We start from the raw sequence: 16,471 nt of genomic DNA, 5'->3' as shown, positions 1-16,471 counted from the left end.
AAAAGAATTAAAGACGTGAAATCAATTTGCTGATTTCACGTCTTTTAATTTATCTATTAGTTATGTCTCATCCTCTTACCACAAATAAGTTAGAAATTTGCATTAAAAAATTGTATTTGATAAAATAGGTATTATAAATATCTCGAATTCGAGATAAATGGAGGTCATCATATGAAATTGGCTGGAATTCACCATGTTTCTGCTATAAGCGCCGATATAAGTAAAAATCATGATTTTTTTACAAGGATATTGGGGATGCGTTTGGTTAAAAAAAGTGTAAACCAGGATAATCCATCATCGTATCATTTGTTTTATGCTGATGCAGTAGGGACTCCTGGAACGGATATGACGTATTTTGACATACCAATGGCAGGGAGAACATATCCTGGAGTGTCAAGCATTAGTAACACGGGGCTTCGTGTAAAAAGTGAGGCAGCTTTGCAATTTTGGAAAAAGAGATTACATGATCTTGAAGTTCCTCATGATGAAATTTCCGAAATGTTTGGTAGAAAAACTCTATATTTTGAGGATTTTGAAGGATCAAGGATGAGACTAGTTGTAGATGACGGCAATGGAATTCCATTTGGGGAGCCATGGATAAAGGAAGAGATAAGTGGAGAAAATGCTATAGTAGGCTTAGGTCCGGTTACACTTACTTTAAAAAATCCAGAGCCTACAAAGAAAGTTTTAGAGCAGATATTAGGATTCACTTTAATTGGTTCTTACCCCTCTGCTATTACCGATGCACCTGATATTCAAGTGTACTCTGTAGGAAAAGGTGGTCCAGCAGGAGAAGTTCATATTGAAACAAGAGAAGATTTACCAAGAGAGAGACCAGGAAGAGGGAGTGTTCATCATGTGGCATTTCGTATTCCTCATATGGATGATTACCCTAAATGGGAAGAGCTCCTTCGAGCAAAAGGCTATACAACCTCGGGCCTTGTAGATCGGCATTATTTTAAAGCAATCTACTTTAGAGAGCCTAACGGAATCTTGTTTGAGCTTTCTACAGATGAACCTGGATTTGATACAGATGAAAAGCAGGAAATGCTAGGTGAAAAATTGGCCTTACCTCCTTTCTTAGAGCCACGACGTAAAGAAATTGAGGCAAAGTTACGTCCGTTGTCAATTAATAAATAGTTGTGTTAAGATTCATAAAAAGGAGTGTGTGATAATGGATTTTCAATATAAAGAACTTGGCAATGATGTATTTGCCTATCAAGTAATAGAAGATGGGGAAAGACTTGGTGAAATTACGTGGACCCTGCTAGGAGACGTGATGGTTATGGACCATACTTTCGTTTCAAGTAAGCTTAGAGGCCAAGGAATTGCAAAAAAACTATTAGATAACGCCGCTTCCTATGCACGAGAAAACGATTTGAAAATGGAGCCTGTTTGCTCATACGTAGTAGATGCATTTGCTAAATCTGATGAATACGACGACTTAAAGGCATAATAAAAGGCAATCCTCTTTTAACTTAGTTTAAAGTGGATTGCCTTTTACGTTTTAGTAATTAAATGGATGTGAATAGCACTAGAATACCAGTTAATGCGGATGCACCTGCCAATGTATATAAGAAGTCTGTTTGATTAAAGATCAATTTCTTTTCCATGTTAATCTTCCTTTCTATTTGGTGTTAATAATAAAATACCCGTTTTTTGCAGACTGAAACAGGTTTATTAAAAATAACTCAGGGAAATTGATGATTAAATGAAACTTTTTTAAATTGCTTTCGTACAATAGCTATGTCAATTAATAATAGGGGGTAGAAAAATGATTTCAAGAACAGGAGAAGTAGTATTAGGAATTATCGGAGCAGTTTTTAATGTAATTGCAATCATACTAGTTTCTTTACTTGTCATTAACGGCAGTACAGCATTTGAAGACGAGGAATTTTCAAGTGCTTTAGAACAAGAAATTTTTAATGATCCACAACTAACTGCTGAAGAAGCTGAACAAGCTTTAGGTTTTGCTGAGATGTTTGTAGACTTATTTGGAGTTCTTGGCTGGGCAGCAGTAGTTGTATTCGTAATCAGTTTAATCTTTAACATTTTAGGAATCGTATTTGTTTCTAAAAACAAAAAACCAAAGCTAGCAGGTATCATGTTTATATTAGGTGGAGTTTTTGCAGGAATTATTTCCTTAACATCTATCATTTTATACGTAGCTGCAATTATGTGTTTTGTTCGAAAGCCACCAGTTAAATTTGAAGAAGAATATACTACTGAACAAACATATTAAAAAAACACCGGCTTAATAAGCCGGTGTTTTTAATGGAAATAAATATTTTGCTGTAGACAATGGATGGCCTTCAAAGTATTCATCAAACTCCTCGAGACATTCAAAGCCAAAGTGTTCGTAAAAAATACGAGCAGGTTCATTTTTGCTTTCTACATAAACAAATAATTGTTTTCCGACGGACATATGGTTAACGCCAGCCTCTAACAGCTTCCTCCCGTATCCCATTTTTTGAAACTCTGGGAGTACGTAGATCGCTGTAAGCTCGGCATCACCATCTTCGTCTACATAAGTAAAGTTAGCAAAGCCTACAGCTTCACCTTTATATTCAGCAATTAAAAAAATTGTTTTTTCTATACGCTTGGCTATCATCATCGGAGAATAAGCTTTTTCTAAAAATATTTTCTGAATGTTTTCTGGTATTATATCTTTATAAGTATCATTCCAACTGACCTGTGCGATCTGTTGTATAGTAGGAATATCTTTTAACGTAGTCGCCCTTATCATTTGAAACACCTCTTTTAGCTTTTTGTAAGCATAACAAAATTTCTATCAATCTTCTATAAGTAAAAAGAAAAAAATTGAAAATAAACATTTTTACATAGGAGGCAAACATGTCCTGGGAGTTAAAGAAATTTAGTGAATTAGATACTCATAATCTTTATGAAATACTAAAACTTCGTGTAGAGGTTTTTGTTGTTGAGCAAAACTGTCCATATCCAGAACTAGACGACTGTGATCAACAAGCTCTTCATCTTTATCTTAAAGAAAATAACGAAATTCTTGCTTATTGTCGTATTCTACCTGCAGGTCTCAAGTATGACGAATGCTCTATTGGAAGGGTAATTGTTAGGGAACAGGCAAGAGGAAAAGGTTACGCACGGGTGCTTATGCAAAAAGCTATAAACATAATTGAAACTTCTTGGAACGTTCCGTGTATAAAGCTATGCGCTCAAAGTCACTTACAACATTTTTATCAATCCGTAGGTTTTCAAACAATTAGTGATGAATTTGATGAGGATGGTATACCTCATGTATATATGATTAGGTCAAAAAATTAATAAGTGTTATATTGTACTTATTAGGGTATACACATCTTATAAATATATAGGAGGTAATAAATATGGCGAAAAATAGATCACTCTTATTGGCGGGACTTGCAGCTGGGGCTTATGCCTATTTCCGGAAAAAAGAAAATCGTGATAAGGCAATGGAAGCATTTAATAATACGAAAGATAAAGTAAATTCTTTCATGGAAGCTCAAAAGCAAGGCACGAATGAGGAAGAAACAGGAAATCCTAATCCTTACCATGAAGAAGATAATAATATGGTGAACGAGGGAGCCATGACAAGCGTCCAGTATTACAATGAGGAAGAAGCTGAAGCTACTCCAAACTCAGTTTCTGACAAGGATATAAAACCAGAAGATAAATAAACTTTGAAAAAAAGGTGCCTAATAGGTGCCTTTTTTATTTTACATATATAGATATTACTGTATAATTTCTAAAAAATACCTTTAAAATTTATATGGTGAATAATGGTACTTAGGTTCTATCTGGTTTCTCCACAAAGGAATTTCTCATTTCTATATTGTTCCTTTGGTTGAATTAGCATTTATCTATCACTGCCGCAGTTTCAAGATAGGATATTTAGGGTACGAAAAAGAAACGAGTATATTTTAAAGGAGGAAGCAAAAAATGAAAAGGGCAATGTTAATTTATAATCCTTCTGCTGGGCGAGAAGAAGCAAAACAATTTAAAGATAGAGCAATTGAAGTATTAACGAATTTAGGTTTTGATGTGACGGTAAAAGAAACACAAAAACAGGATGATGCTACACATTTTGCGGAAATGGCTTGTACTGAAAAAATGGACTTTTTGTTAGCCATGGGTGGAGACGGAACGATAAGCGAGGTAGTGAATGGTCTTGCTGAACGAGAAGACCGACCTTTATTCTCTTTTGTCCCCCTCGGTACAGTGAATGATTTTGCAAGGGCTCTTGGCATTCCGCTTGAACCAGACATTGCAATAGAAGCACTTAAGATGACCAATACGGAACAAGTTGACGTAGGAAGAATCGGTGATAAGTACTTTGTTAATGTAGTGGCAATAGGGGATATTGCTAGTAGTGTGGCAGATACTCCTGTGGAACAAAAAACGAGGTATGGATCTATGGCATACTTAATGGCTGGGGCAAAGGCAATCATCTCCAATGAAGAGGTAGAGATGACAATTACCCATGATCACGGTTCATGGAAAGGGACATCTATATTAGTTTTAGTTGCCCTAACCAATTCTGTAGGTGGATTTGAGAACTTGGTTAAATCTGCTAAAATTGATGATGGGAAAATGCATGTCTTTATCATAAAACAAGCAGGATTAGCGGCAATCGCGCGCATGGGAACAAAAGTAATGCTAGGAACACTAGGGAAGGATGAGGGAGTAGAGACTTTTACTACCGAGGAGCTCCGAATAGAATCGAATCGCCCATTATTTTGCAACGTAGATGGTGATCAAGGAGACTGTACTCCTCTTGATATACACATTCTTCCTAGGCATTTGGAAATGCTTTTACCTAAAAAAACAGAAAGCAATTAAAAGTCTAGTTTTTTACTATAAAATGTTATAAAATGATTCTACATCCCTATTTTAAAGATAGGTACAAATGGACTATAAAATTGACTGGAAAGATGAGGTACTTATGGATAATACAGAAAAAATATTCTTAGATTACTTCACAAAAGCCTATGCCAAAGAAATGGGTATTACTAATAGAGTAGAAGGTCTTGATAAATTTTTTGAATTAGAAAAGAAACTATTCTTAGATATGTATTCTTTTGAAATTGAGAGAGCGAAAAAGGTATTAAGAGAAATCATTGACTTAATTATCGCTACTAATAACAAGCAAATGATTCAAAATGTAAAGTACTATTACATACAATTATCCGCTGTAATGGCTAGAAAGTTGTATGAGAGCCAGGTTCCGCTTGATAAGGTAATGGCCTTTAATAATGCTAGCGTGGAAATTATAGATACGAAGATGAGTGATGCACAGTTTTTGCAGTGTGCAGATGAGCTAGTAGAATTCTTTGTTATGGTAATTACTGAGAGGAAAAAACCTTCCTTTGGGCACCAGACAGTAAATAAGGTAATTCTTTATATTAATGATGAAATTGAAACAAATCTAACAGTAGAAGATATCGCCAAACAATTTAATATTAGTACCAGCCATCTCTCTAGAATTTTTAGAGAACATACTGGAGTAACCTTGGTAGAATACTTAAATATTAGAAAGGTAGAAGAGTGCCAATACTTTTTACGGCATACAAACAAATCAATATCAGAAATCTCTAATTCATTCCACTTTTGTAATCAGAGCTATTTCACGCGTATCTTCAAAAAATACACGAGTCTTACTCCTAAGCAGTTTAGAGACCATCAAGAACATCCTAATTTTAAGTATAATTTTCCAAAAGAGCCCAAAACTTATTAAAGGTTTGTCTAAGTAATATTTGAAAAATAGCTTCATAGAGGGTATACTCGAGATAGTTTGAAAAATGAAGGTGAAGCGATGAAGAAGAAAATCAGTTTATTCACTATCCTTATTTTTGCAACAGTCCTACTAAGTGGCTGTTCAGGAATAGAAAACAAAGAAGGCACTTTTTACAATATATTTGTTCGACCTTTTGAGTTTTTAATTGAATTTTTTGGAGACATTTTTAACGGTAGTTATGGGATGGCAATCATTGCTATTACTATTCTTATTCGTTTAGCCTTAATGCCCTTGATGCTTAAAAATTATAAGAATCAACAAGGTATGAAAGAAAAAATGGACAAGCTCAAACCAGAGATGGATGAGATTCAAAAGAAGCTAAAAGAAACAAAATCAAAAGAAGAACAGATGGTACTACAACAAGAAATGATGGGCTTATACCGTAAGCATAATGTGAATCCACTAAACATGGGTTGCTTACCAATGTTGATTCAGATGCCAATAGTTATGGGATTATATTTTGCGATCTTATATTCAGCAGATATAAAATCACACGAATTTTTATGGTATAACTTGGGGTCACCTGATATCGCTATGACGCTTATTGCTGGGGCTGTATATTTTGCACAAGCAAAAGTTTCTCTATGGACAGTGCCTGAGCAACAGCAACAACAAATGAAGTTGATGGTTTATATTTCACCGATCATGATTATGTTCATCTCGTTCAGTTCTATGGCAGCATTACCGCTATATTGGGCTGTAGGTGGTATCTTGTTAATATTCCAAACATATTTAGGTCGTAAATTTTATTCGAACCATCCAGAAAAAGCAGAAGAGTCTGTATAAAAGAGAGAGGAGCTTTTTGTAAAAAGAGCTTCTTTTTTTAATGTCTAGCTCCATCGCCTTGCCCCTCGGGGTCAAATGGATAAAAGCTCCGGTGGCTGAGGAACTGCCTCCTCGCTTTTCTCCATTTGCTGTCGGGGCAGACATAGTCGGTTTCGCTTTTCTTGTTGTCTAGCTCCACCGCCTTGCCCCTCGGGGTCAAATGGATAAAAGCTCCGGTGGCTGAGGAACTGCCTCCTCGCTTTTCTCCATTTGCCTGTCGGGGCAGACATAGGCGGTTTCGCTTTTCTTATGAAAAAGTTATAATGATTGGGTCAATGCTTAGCCTGTCGGGTCAGAGACAGACTGCTTGCGCATTAAATGGTATCCAGCGCAAGCAGCCTTGCCCCTCGGGGTCAAATGGAAAAAAGCTCCGGTGGCTGGGGAACTGCCTCCTCACTTTTCCCCATTTGCCTGTCGGGTCAGAGACAGACTGCTTGCGCATTAAATAAATAGAGGTGTTCGTATGAAAAGAAATTGGATATTTGGTATTTTAATTGTAGCTGTTAGTATTGCTTCTTTAGTATTTATTATAAAAGGAGATATAAATTTAGCTGTTTTGTTTATGACTCTTATCTTTGTCTTAAGTAATGGTTACAGAGCTATTGTATTTAAGGAAAAAGGGCATGAACGAGAGGCGAAATGGATGAAAACAATGGCAATCGTTTTCGCTGTCCTATTTGTACTCGTATTATTTCTAACAATTACCTAAAAAAACGTGAAATCATGTGTAGATGATTTCACGTTTTCTTTATTGTTTAGGAAATTATAAAGTTTTGAATCTGTGGATAAATTGATGTCTAGCTCCACCACCTTGCCCCTCGGGGTCAAATGGATAAAAGCTCCGGTGGCTGAGGAACTGCCTCCTCGCTTTTCTCCATTTGCCTGTCGGGGCAGACATAGGCGCTTGCGCTTTTCTTGTTTTGTTTAAAGTTCTTTAAAATTTAATAGCTAAACTTTTTTCTAGACAGAACAATGAGTATAATAGCTGGAACCGTGCAAAATGCCATTCCTAAAAAGGCTAGTTTTGGTTCTATGTCATATAAATAACCACCAGCTAGTGTTAGGACGGCACTACTTAAACTCATGGATAGAGCAGCATAAATTCCTTGGGCAGCAGGTATGAGTCTTTTGTCTAGTGTTCTAGATATATATTGAATAAAGGCATAATGTGCAACTCCAAAAGAAACGGAATGTAGTGCCTGAGTGAGGATAAACATCCAAACTGATGGAAATAGATAGATTCCAATCCAACGAATGGTGGCGCCGATCCCGGCTAAGAGAAACATCCAAGATATTTTCTTACTTGAAAATAACTTGTCAGCAATAAGAAAGAATACAATTTCAAATATAACAGCAACATTTAAAATGATTCCGATATAAAGGCTGTTGACTTCGATATCCTGAAGATAAATAAATCCATAATTATTATATGATGCGTGAGACCCCTGTATAAGTACAGTTAACGTTAAAATAATAATAAATTGTTTAGAAGTAAAAAGTTCTTTCCATTTAACTGAGTTTTCTTTTGTTGTTCTCAAGGGTATTTCACTCAAAGAGGCTGGCATTGGTCTAGAGTAGGTCAACATGATAATTGCAAGTGCAGCTAGCATCGTCCAGAGTATTGCTTGCTCGTCCCATATAGCAGTTACTCCTCCGATAAACAACAGGGCTACCATGAAGCCGACTGATCCAAACGAACGGCTTTTTCCATAGTGAACTTTATCCTTTTGCATGAGAATGGATGCACTACTCTCCATAGCAGGTAATAAGTTAGGATAGATTAAGCTAAACAAAACAGTAATAGTTAACAAAGAATAGAAAGAATTAAAGGGTATGTATAAAACAAGTGCTGCAAAAGAAAGTAACGCGAGCAAGCGAAGCACCTTCTGCATACTATACTTACTAGTAGCTCGTGGGAATAAGGCGAATGTGGAAAAGGCTCTTGCAAGCATTCCGGCACCCATAATAACGCTAGCAGAGGTGACACTAAGGCCTTTAGCGTTGGTTAAATAACCGGTCCAATAGGGCATAAACACTCCCCATGTGAAGAAGAACGTGAAAAAATTAATGGATAACCATTTTTGAGACTTCATAGAATGACCTCTTTACTTTCGACTTATTAAAGCTAAGTAAATAAGTTAACTAGCTGTAATAACTGTCTAGATTTAATTTTTGGTGCGATTTTATTTTCGCATAAGTTACAATTTTGAAACGAGTTTAATAACATTATAAAGCATTTTAATTTGATTAGGGATAAGTTCTATGAAAAATGTTAAACTAGTAATATCGCTAATTGGAAAGAAGGAAGAGCAAGGGATGCAATCAAGATTTAGTTTAATGAAGGCAAAAAAGAAAAGAAAGTGGCCAAAAATTGTAGTTAGTATTATTTTGGGTTTAATAGTTGTAAGTGCCGTGGGATGGATTGGTATAAATGATTGGAATATAGATAAAAGTTTAAAGGCGTTAGGTATTACAGTTCAGGAAGAAAAACCTGAGGTTGAACTAGAGAAACCAACGCAAGTAATAGAGGAAGCAAAAGATCCAGTAAAAGAGGAGCCTCCAATTGTAGAGGAGCCTATAGAAGAAGTAGATCGTTCAGGGGCAAAAGGCTATGTAGGCAATGAAACTTTACCTGCCGAGCCTACTTATGTAGATGGAATTTTAATAGCAAGCAAGCAATATCCCCTACCTGCCACTTATGCGCCTGGGGAAAACGAAGTAGCAAGACAAGCATTCGAAGCAATGGCAGCTGAAGCAAGGCTTTCCGGTTACGAATTAGTAGCATTTAGTACATATCGTTCTTTTGACTATCAACAGCAGCTATATAATAGATATGTGAGCAATGATGGAGTGGAAGCTGCAGATCGATATAGCGCTCGCCCAGGATACTCTGAGCATCAAACCGGGCTTGCATTCGATATTGGAGAATTACACTTTGAGCAGCACTTCGCAAGAGAGAGCTTTGGAGAGACGCCAGCTGGCCAATGGGTAGCTTCTAACGCCCATAAATATGGATTTATTATGCGTTTTCCGAATGGAAAAGAAAAAATTACAGGGTATATGTATGAGCCTTGGCATTTTAGATATGTAGGATTGGACCATGCAGCTAAAATATATGAAGCAAATACAACATTAGAAGAATATTTAGGCATATAAGAAAAAGATCCCATCATTCGTGGGATCTTTTTCTTGTACTAAGACAATGGCTTAATGTCCTTTTATCAATCATCGTTTTATAAAATTGGAGATATCAGTCGAGCAAGTGATTCCTTAAACTTAATCATAGTCGACCGGCTTTCATAAAGTTCCCATGTAAGTTCAGTAGAAAGCTTCATGTCCTCTTCAAATAACTCCGCTAATTGATGGGAAGTTTCATTGTCATAAATAAATGCGTTTACCTCGAAATTTAACTTGAAGCTTCGAACGTCAATATTTGCAGTACCTACAGTAGAAGCTTCATCATCAATAACAATCATTTTCGTGTGTAGGAATCCATTTTCATAAATGAATACTTTTGCCCCAGCTTTGATAAGCTCTCCAACATATGAATAGGTTGCCCAGTATACAAATAAATGGTCAGGCTTGTTAGGTATCATAATTCTTACGTCTATGCCTGAAAGACAAGCTACACGGAGAGTATCCATAAAACTAGCATCTGGTATGAAATAGGGAGACTGAATATAAATGTATTTCTTAGCCATCATGATTAATTTTAAATAACCATTTTTAATTTGCTCCCACTCAGAATCAGGTCCACTCGAAACAATTTGTAATCCAACAGAACCCTTCAATGGGATAGCTGGGAAAAAACGATCGGAATATTCGATATCGTGTTCTGCAGAAGCTTGGTTCCAATCGAGTATAAAACGAGTTTGGAGCGGATGAACGGAGCTTCCTTCAATTCTAAGGTGCGTATCTCTCCAGTACCCGAATTTCTTTTTCTTACCTAAGTATTCATCACCGACATTGAATCCTCCTATGTAACCAATTCGTCCATCAATGACTACTATTTTGCGATGGTTTCGGTAATTCATCCGTGGGTTGATCAATGGAAGAATGGATGGAAAGAATGCTTCCACGCGTCCGCCTAGCTTAATGAGTTCATGAAAGTGTCGCTTTCGTAAAGAGCGAGAGCCTGTATCGTCATACAGTATGCGAATCTTTACTCCTTGTTTAGCTTTTGCTAGTAGAACCTTATAAATCTCTTGTCCTAAATTATCTAAACGGAAAATATAATATTGAATGTGTATATGGTCCTTTGCGTTTTCTAGATCGAACAAGAGGGCATCAAACTTTTCACGCCCGTCTGTAAAGATATCTACTTTGTTATCCTGCGTTAAAACGGCATGGTTATTATTAAGATGCATAATAATCAAGTCTTTGTAATGACTAGCGTCATCTAATCTAAAATCAAAGGATTCATCTTCAATAGCTTCCATTTGAAACTCAATTAATTTATCGATACCTATTTTACTTTTCCCTTCCCAGCGAAAAAGGGTTTTGCGTCGCAATCTTCTTCCAAACAGTAAATAAATACCGAAACCTAGGATAGGGATGAAGAATAGAACTAAAATCCATGCCCAGGTGGAGGACGCATCTCTTCTCTCTAAAAATATTAAGGCGATTGCCAAAGAAATATTTAAAATTAGTATGCCTGTACCAACAAAACCGTATATACTTGCAGCCAAAATTACACCCCCAACCCTTTTATGTCTGTCTTTTCTAGTATAGCCGATTTAGTTAAAAGAAAGAAGAATTGTAACATATTGAGTAAACCTATAAGCATAAGTAATTAGCAAAATGAAATATACATATAAGGTGTTTGAATAGTCTGATATAATCAAGGTGGGAATTTAGACTTAAGGAGATGGGAAAAATGCTTCAAGCAAAAAATCTTCAGAAGAAGTTTAAAGCAAAAGAAGTAGTGAAAAAGATAAATTTGGAGCTTGGCGCAGGAGAATCAATTGGACTGTTAGGTCCGAATGGAGCAGGAAAATCAACTACTATATCCATGCTTTCATCATTAATGAAACCTACGAGTGGAACTGTTCTTTGGAATGGGACTTCCATTGAGGAGAATCCTCAAATGCTTCGTAAGAATTTAGGGGTGGTACCTCAAGAAATAGCCTTGTACCCAGAGCTTACAGCAAAAGAGAACCTAGAGTTTTTTGGACGAATTTATGGGCTGAAAGGAAAAGATTTAGAAACACGGGTGGAGGATGTGCTTGAAAAGATTGGTTTAAGTGACCGGAGAAAGGACAGAGTAAAAACCTTTTCCGGTGGGATGAAGCGTAGACTTAACATTGGAGCGGCTTTACTGCATAAGCCTTCCTTTCTCATTATGGATGAGCCTACTGTAGGAATAGATCCTCAGTCTCGTGCTTACATATTAGAGGCCGTAAAGCAGCTTGTAGAGGAAGGTATGACGTTACTTTACACAAGTCACTATATAGAAGAGGTAGAGCTGCTTTGCGAAAAGATATACATTATGGATCAAGGTGAAATTATTGCATCGGGAACAAAAGAGGAATTAAAGTCTTTAGTTTCCGACCAACAAACAATTGAGTTAAAGGGTCATTCGCTTTCAGTTGCATTTGAGGAAAGCTTACAGAAGCATTTTCCAACTGCTAACATCCACAGGGAAGAAGAAAAGCTTTTAGTATCTCTTTCTAAGTTTATGGAGCCATTATCAAGTATTTTTGCAGTTGCTGCCGAAAATGAAGTGACGATTACTTCTGCAGTAGTTAAAATTCCTTCTCTCGAGGATGTTTTTTTACATTTAACAGGAAGAGCTTTGAGAGACTAGGAGGAAATAGAATGCTTTTAAACTTAATTAGTAAGCAACTAAAGGTGATTATTCGTAATAAGCAGCCGCTTATTATCCTTTTAGCTATGCCTATTATCTTGATTACTATTTTATCATCAGCCTTGGCGGGGATCATGGATACAGACGGATCTTCTGCTATTCAGGCTCACTTGGTAATTATAGATGAAACTAGCTGGGAGAAGGAACAGGCATCTATTACAGCCTTTCTAAAAGAGTCTGGACTGGAAGGGTCAACTCTTAATACTCTATTGCAAACGTTTGAAGAAAACGATCCTACTAATGTTTTGCAAAATTCAATTCTCCTCTCTACGGAAATGGAGAAATATGTAAAAACAACTAACGATGATATATCCAATCTAGAAGATTTAAGAAAGAGTAATAATGTGGATGGTATCTTAGTCATTCCTGATAATTTCAGATTAGATTATATTAAACAATCTTATTTTGACCAAGGAAATAAGCCGAGTTTTGAGTTGTTATTAAATCAAGAGAATGAAATAAGGGCATCTATAATTGTTTCAATTCTTGAGGAGTGGAAAAAAGGGTTTAGCCAGTCAATGGCGTTAAATAAAGTGGGTATAACTCCAAACGAAGTAATGGGTCAAACAATTGCAGTACAAAAATTAGAGCATTTAATGAATGAGGGAGAACGTACTATTCCATCTTCCGTTTATTACTCTGTGGGAATGCTAGTAATGTTTGCTCTTTATATACCCTCCTTTTTGGCAGGATTTGCGTTACAGGAAGTATATTGGAAGGTCTATGACCGAATCCTTTTAGCAGGGGTATCCTCAACCTATTACTCTCTTTCTATATTTATAACAGGGGCAATTGTAGCGTTACTGCAACAGGCGATCATATTGCTTTATGGAAGCCTGGTGCTGGGAATAGACTGGGTTGGCATACAGACTATGATTGTAATAGTCGTTAGCTTCAGCTTATTTATCGGGGGACTTTCAGCACTTTTAACCGCCTTACAATTTAAAACGGGAACTGAAGGTATTGCTAATGTGTTTAATGGATTAGTGATTACTATTTTCTCCTTCCTAGGAGGCTCCTTCTTTAAAATTAGTGATGTATCCGAGACGCTTGGTGACATTGGTGGCTATACCCCTAACGGAGCCACAATGAAAGCAATTCTTTCTATTCAAACCGGGGATTCAGTTGGTGTGATATGGCCACAGATGTATGTGCTATATATTGGCCTATTAATATGTGTCAGCTTGTCCATTATAGTATTTCCTAAAAGAGGTGTGACATCATGAAGGGCATTTGGATTGCAAGGGCTCAAAATTTAAAGCGAAAGCCGTTGGTTCTTCTAACAATGACCATTATGACAGTTGTCCTCGCATATGTTCTCAGTGGTGGTGTAGGTGGCCAGCAAGCAATTTTTATCACTAATGATAATTCCGAAACAAGTAGTGACGTATTAGATAAATTAAAATCTTTAGAGGATTATTCCTTTCTTCCACTGTCTAAAATTGAGTTGGAAGAGAAGATAGAGGGAGACCCTGACTTAATAGGAGTGTTGCTTACAGAGTCTACGTATACAGTCTTGAGTAGTGCAGAAACAGATGTCGTTAGAAATGTATCTTTAATAATAGAAGCTGCATATAACGAAATTGCCTTTGAGAAAAGAATAGTAGAAGTTGGCGGTAGGGATAAGTGGAAGGAAATGAATAGAATTTTAGACGATGAGGAAGCTTTCGAAATCGAGATTCGTGCTATGAATGAAAAGCAAACTTTTCGATATGATGGAGCTCTACAAAGTTTATTTGGTTATATGCTCTTTTTTGTATTTTATACCATCTCAACAAATGTTCAATTTATATTGGAAGATAAACGAACAGGAGTGTGGAATCGTCTAAAGTTAGCTTCTATTAGTCGGACTAAATTATATTTCGGGCATTTATCTTTTAGCTTTCTAATTGGTTTTTTGCAAATGCTTTTAGTTTTATTAGTGTTCCGATTTATCGTGAAAACTAATATGTATGGAGCATTCTCGGAAATAATTATTATATCGAGTATTTATGTATTATTAGTTTTGGCGATATCCTTAATAATCATTTCACTAGCCAAAACTGTTAGTCAAAGTGGAGTTATTGTTTCCTTGCTGGCTGTAGCTTTCGCTATGTTAGGTGGGGCATATTGGCCACTTGAAATTGTTCAATCAGAAGGGTTACTGAATATGAAATGGCTGTCTCCTATTTACTACGCGATGGAAGCATTAAAAAGAGTTACCATTTATGGGGAAACCTTAAGTGCTGTATCAGCGTACCTATGGATGATGCTTTTATTGGCGGCTACGTTTATAGCAGGGGGTATATATTTATTAGAAAAGAAAGCAGAACGTGGCCATTCTAGTGAGTAAAAAGGGGGAATGGAAATGTACTGGTGCAAAATAGCGAGAACAAATGAAGAATTTGAAGCTATAGCAAAATTAAATTATGAAACATTCGTAGAAGAAATTCCGCAACATGAAAAAGATCCAAGTGGAATGAGAGTAGATCCTTTTCACCATGAAAACGTTTATGTGATTGTATTAAAAGACCAAGAGCTTGCGGGAATGGTAGCCTTTAGAGCGGAGCGTCCATTCTCATTAGACAAGAAGCTTGGACCAGTAGAAAATTATCTCCCAGAGGATGCTCTAAAAGGGGCACTCTGTGAGGTTCGTTTACTAGCGGTAGATAAAAAGCATCGGAATGGGCGTGTTTTTTATTATTTAGCTAGAGCACTATCTGACTTTGCATACGAAAATGGATATGGAGCGGCCGTTATTTCGGGAACAGTAAGAGAGCAAAAGCTGTATAATCAACTTGGTTTTGAGCCTTTTGCAAATCCAATTGGAGCAGAGGATGCTTTATTTGTCCCAATGGTATTAACGAGAGAGCGCTTTGATAATTCGGTCGCTGCACGCTTTAAGCAGAAAAGGTATTCTTTTTATCCCGGTCCTGTTCATCAGGTTAATGTAATCAAAAATGCTTTTCAGGAAGATCCACTCACCCATCGTTCTCATCAATTTGAGGTAATGCTCGATCGAGTTAAGCATAGGCTAAACGAGTTGAGTGGTGCTAAATACGTTCACTTACTAGTTGGGACCGGTACTTTAGCAAATGAAGCAATGATTGCTCAATTGAAGGTGTTGGATGAAAGGGGTCTAATCTTAACGAATGGAGCTTTTGGAGAGCGTCTTCAAAAACAGGCATTACGTTGGGGATTAGATTATAACGTGGTTAGCTATGATTGGGGACAGGCATATGATTTAGAGGCCATTGAAAAAAAACTTGCGCTTGGAAATTATAGCTGGCTACTAATGGTTCATGGGGAAACCTCGACAGGGATGCTAAATGAATTAGAAGAACTGAAAGACATTTGCCGTCGTTATAATGTATTGCTCTGTGCTGACTGTGTTAGCTCGTTTGGTTCTCTCCCATTCTCTATGGAAGGATTATATTTGACTACAGGGGTCAGTGGAAAGGCAATAGGTACCATGAGCGGACTTTCCTTTGTCTTTGCCAATTCAGAAATAGTCTCCTGTGAGCGTATCCCTGCCTATTTAGACATAGGCTTAACGACAAACTCTCACGTACCCTTTACAATGCCATCCCAACTTATCCATAGCCTAGAAAATGCCTTAATGGCCTATGACAATGGGGAAAGATATAAGCTTTTACATAAACGATGGATGTATATTGAAGAGGAAGTTAAACGACATAATATAGAGCTCTTTACAAATAACACATATCCTATGATATTCACATTACAAGAAAACCAATTTCCACACCTCGCTGAGGATGCAAGAATGTCAGGCTTTGATTTACATTATAAAAGTGAATATTTAAAAGAAAAAAGCCTTATTCAAATATCCTGTATTCAGCCAGATTTTGAAGTTGCATGGACAAAATTTATAAATTGGTTTGCTAATTACCGCCTATATCATGAAGGAAGAAGTAAGTCGCTTTTTGAATCAAGTACCTGTGAATAAATGAACGCAACATTAAATAAGGCTCATTGTAACATTGGTTACA

General features: G+C 36.7%; 17 protein-coding genes. 14 read left to right on the top strand and 3 right to left on the bottom strand.

Annotated features, from left to right (window positions below; translation table 11 throughout):
- Nucleotides 1–171 precede the first annotated feature (171 nt).
- From NSQ95_RS17265 to NSQ95_RS17255, 3 genes are all read left to right on the top strand, one after another.
- A complete protein-coding gene (locus NSQ95_RS17265; protein ID WP_342560000.1) occupies nt 172–1,140 on the top strand; it encodes a ring-cleaving dioxygenase in 969 nt (322 codons plus the stop codon).
- 10 nt (nt 1,141–1,150) lie between these two features.
- Complete coding sequence (locus NSQ95_RS17260; protein ID WP_251553354.1) at nt 1,151–1,456, top strand: GNAT family N-acetyltransferase; 306 nt, start codon at nt 1,151–1,153, stop codon at nt 1,454–1,456.
- Between the two features lie 318 nt (nt 1,457–1,774).
- Complete coding sequence (locus NSQ95_RS17255) at nt 1,775–2,242, top strand: DUF4064 domain-containing protein (protein WP_340881751.1); 468 nt, start codon at nt 1,775–1,777, stop codon at nt 2,240–2,242.
- Nucleotides 2,243–2,254: 12 nt separating this feature from the next.
- Here NSQ95_RS17255 and NSQ95_RS17250 read toward each other — a convergent pair whose 3' ends face one another.
- Nucleotides 2,255–2,746 (bottom strand): GNAT family N-acetyltransferase, encoded by a 492-nt coding sequence (locus NSQ95_RS17250; RefSeq protein ID WP_340881753.1) that lies wholly within the window; start codon nt 2,744–2,746, stop codon nt 2,255–2,257.
- Nucleotides 2,747–2,853: 107 nt separating this feature from the next.
- On the opposite strand from NSQ95_RS17250, the gene NSQ95_RS17245 reads away from it, so the two are divergent.
- The 6 genes from NSQ95_RS17245 to NSQ95_RS17220 all read left to right on the top strand — a co-directional run bounded on the left by NSQ95_RS17245 (nt 2,854) and on the right by NSQ95_RS17220 (nt 7,325).
- Complete coding sequence (locus NSQ95_RS17245; RefSeq protein WP_340881756.1) at nt 2,854–3,300, top strand: GNAT family N-acetyltransferase; 447 nt, start codon at nt 2,854–2,856, stop codon at nt 3,298–3,300.
- A gap of 62 nt (nt 3,301–3,362) precedes the next feature.
- Nucleotides 3,363–3,674 (top strand): hypothetical protein, encoded by a 312-nt coding sequence (locus NSQ95_RS17240; protein ID WP_340881757.1) that lies wholly within the window; start codon nt 3,363–3,365, stop codon nt 3,672–3,674.
- A gap of 262 nt (nt 3,675–3,936) precedes the next feature.
- Nucleotides 3,937–4,836 carry a diacylglycerol kinase family protein gene (locus tag NSQ95_RS17235; RefSeq protein ID WP_342559999.1) on the top strand — a complete coding sequence of 300 codons (900 nt, stop codon included), beginning with the start codon at nt 3,937–3,939 and terminating at the stop codon, nt 4,834–4,836.
- Nucleotides 4,837–4,939: 103 nt separating this feature from the next.
- Nucleotides 4,940–5,731, top strand: coding sequence for an AraC family transcriptional regulator (locus NSQ95_RS17230; protein WP_169361373.1), 792 nt, complete (start codon nt 4,940–4,942; stop codon nt 5,729–5,731).
- Between the two features lie 78 nt (nt 5,732–5,809).
- Nucleotides 5,810–6,577: a membrane protein insertase YidC gene (gene yidC, locus NSQ95_RS17225; RefSeq protein ID WP_169361374.1), complete on the top strand. Its 768-nt coding sequence runs from the start codon at nt 5,810–5,812 to the stop codon at nt 6,575–6,577.
- Between the two features lie 502 nt (nt 6,578–7,079).
- The gene (locus tag NSQ95_RS17220; protein ID WP_251553334.1) at nt 7,080–7,325 is read left to right on the top strand and encodes a hypothetical protein; all 246 of its coding nucleotides are present in this window, start codon (nt 7,080–7,082) and stop codon (nt 7,323–7,325) included.
- Between the two features lie 232 nt (nt 7,326–7,557).
- On the opposite strand, the gene NSQ95_RS17215 is transcribed toward NSQ95_RS17220, so the two are convergent.
- Entirely contained in the window at nt 7,558–8,709 is a 1,152-nt protein-coding gene (locus tag NSQ95_RS17215; protein ID WP_340881759.1) for an MFS transporter, read from the bottom strand.
- A 169-nt stretch (nt 8,710–8,878) separates the two neighbouring features.
- On the opposite strand from NSQ95_RS17215, the gene NSQ95_RS17210 reads away from it, so the two are divergent.
- Nucleotides 8,879–9,772: a M15 family metallopeptidase gene (locus tag NSQ95_RS17210; RefSeq protein ID WP_340881760.1), complete on the top strand. Its 894-nt coding sequence runs from the start codon at nt 8,879–8,881 to the stop codon at nt 9,770–9,772.
- A gap of 77 nt (nt 9,773–9,849) precedes the next feature.
- Here NSQ95_RS17210 and cls read toward each other — a convergent pair whose 3' ends face one another.
- A complete protein-coding gene (gene cls, locus NSQ95_RS17205) occupies nt 9,850–11,304 on the bottom strand; it encodes a cardiolipin synthase (RefSeq protein WP_340881763.1) in 1,455 nt (484 codons plus the stop codon).
- Nucleotides 11,305–11,492: 188 nt separating this feature from the next.
- Here cls and NSQ95_RS17200 point away from each other — a divergent pair, with 188 nt between their 5' ends.
- The 4 genes from NSQ95_RS17200 to NSQ95_RS17185 are packed head-to-tail and all read left to right on the top strand — an operon-like array spanning nt 11,493 to nt 16,428.
- Entirely contained in the window at nt 11,493–12,422 is a 930-nt protein-coding gene (locus tag NSQ95_RS17200) for an ABC transporter ATP-binding protein (protein WP_340881764.1), read from the top strand.
- Between the two features lie 11 nt (nt 12,423–12,433).
- Nucleotides 12,434–13,708, top strand: a complete 1,275-nt coding sequence (locus tag NSQ95_RS17195) for an ABC transporter permease (RefSeq protein WP_340881766.1) — start codon at nt 12,434–12,436, stop codon at nt 13,706–13,708.
- On the top strand, nt 13,705–14,814 hold the full coding sequence (locus NSQ95_RS17190; protein ID WP_340881768.1) for an ABC transporter permease: 1,110 nt from the start codon (nt 13,705–13,707) through the stop codon (nt 14,812–14,814). Before NSQ95_RS17195 ends, NSQ95_RS17190 begins: the two co-directional genes overlap by 4 nt.
- 15 nt (nt 14,815–14,829) lie before the next feature.
- Nucleotides 14,830–16,428: an aminotransferase class V-fold PLP-dependent enzyme gene (locus NSQ95_RS17185; RefSeq protein WP_340881770.1), complete on the top strand. Its 1,599-nt coding sequence runs from the start codon at nt 14,830–14,832 to the stop codon at nt 16,426–16,428.
- Nucleotides 16,429–16,471: the final 43 nt, after the last annotated feature.

Origin of the sequence: Psychrobacillus sp. FSL W7-1457 (assembly GCF_038593405.1) — a bacterium.
Taxonomy (GTDB): Bacteria; Bacillota; Bacilli; order Bacillales_A; family Planococcaceae; genus Psychrobacillus.
This window is presented reverse-complemented; position numbering and strand designations above follow the sequence as displayed.

Excerpts from the sequence above, each read along its gene's own strand:
- NSQ95_RS17265 (WP_342560000.1), top strand. The coding sequence starts at position 172 with ATGAAATTGGCTGGAATTCACCATGTTTCTGCTATAAGCGCCGATATA.
- NSQ95_RS17255 (WP_340881751.1), top strand. The coding sequence starts at position 1,775 with ATGATTTCAAGAACAGGAGAAGTAGTATTAGGAATTATCGGAGCAGTT.
- NSQ95_RS17250 (WP_340881753.1), bottom strand. The coding sequence starts at position 2,746 with ATGATAAGGGCGACTACGTTAAAAGATATTCCTACTATACAACAGATC.
- NSQ95_RS17245 (WP_340881756.1), top strand. The coding sequence starts at position 2,854 with ATGTCCTGGGAGTTAAAGAAATTTAGTGAATTAGATACTCATAATCTT.
- NSQ95_RS17240 (WP_340881757.1), top strand. The coding sequence starts at position 3,363 with ATGGCGAAAAATAGATCACTCTTATTGGCGGGACTTGCAGCTGGGGCT.
- NSQ95_RS17235 (WP_342559999.1), top strand. The coding sequence starts at position 3,937 with ATGAAAAGGGCAATGTTAATTTATAATCCTTCTGCTGGGCGAGAAGAA.
- NSQ95_RS17230 (WP_169361373.1), top strand. The coding sequence starts at position 4,940 with ATGGATAATACAGAAAAAATATTCTTAGATTACTTCACAAAAGCCTAT.
- yidC (WP_169361374.1), top strand. The coding sequence starts at position 5,810 with ATGAAGAAGAAAATCAGTTTATTCACTATCCTTATTTTTGCAACAGTC.
- NSQ95_RS17220 (WP_251553334.1), top strand. The coding sequence starts at position 7,080 with ATGAAAAGAAATTGGATATTTGGTATTTTAATTGTAGCTGTTAGTATT.
- NSQ95_RS17215 (WP_340881759.1), bottom strand. The coding sequence starts at position 8,709 with ATGAAGTCTCAAAAATGGTTATCCATTAATTTTTTCACGTTCTTCTTC.
- NSQ95_RS17210 (WP_340881760.1), top strand. The coding sequence starts at position 8,879 with ATGAAAAATGTTAAACTAGTAATATCGCTAATTGGAAAGAAGGAAGAG.
- NSQ95_RS17200 (WP_340881764.1), top strand. The coding sequence starts at position 11,493 with ATGCTTCAAGCAAAAAATCTTCAGAAGAAGTTTAAAGCAAAAGAAGTA.
- NSQ95_RS17195 (WP_340881766.1), top strand. The coding sequence starts at position 12,434 with ATGCTTTTAAACTTAATTAGTAAGCAACTAAAGGTGATTATTCGTAAT.
- NSQ95_RS17190 (WP_340881768.1), top strand. The coding sequence starts at position 13,705 with ATGAAGGGCATTTGGATTGCAAGGGCTCAAAATTTAAAGCGAAAGCCG.
- NSQ95_RS17185 (WP_340881770.1), top strand. The coding sequence starts at position 14,830 with ATGTACTGGTGCAAAATAGCGAGAACAAATGAAGAATTTGAAGCTATA.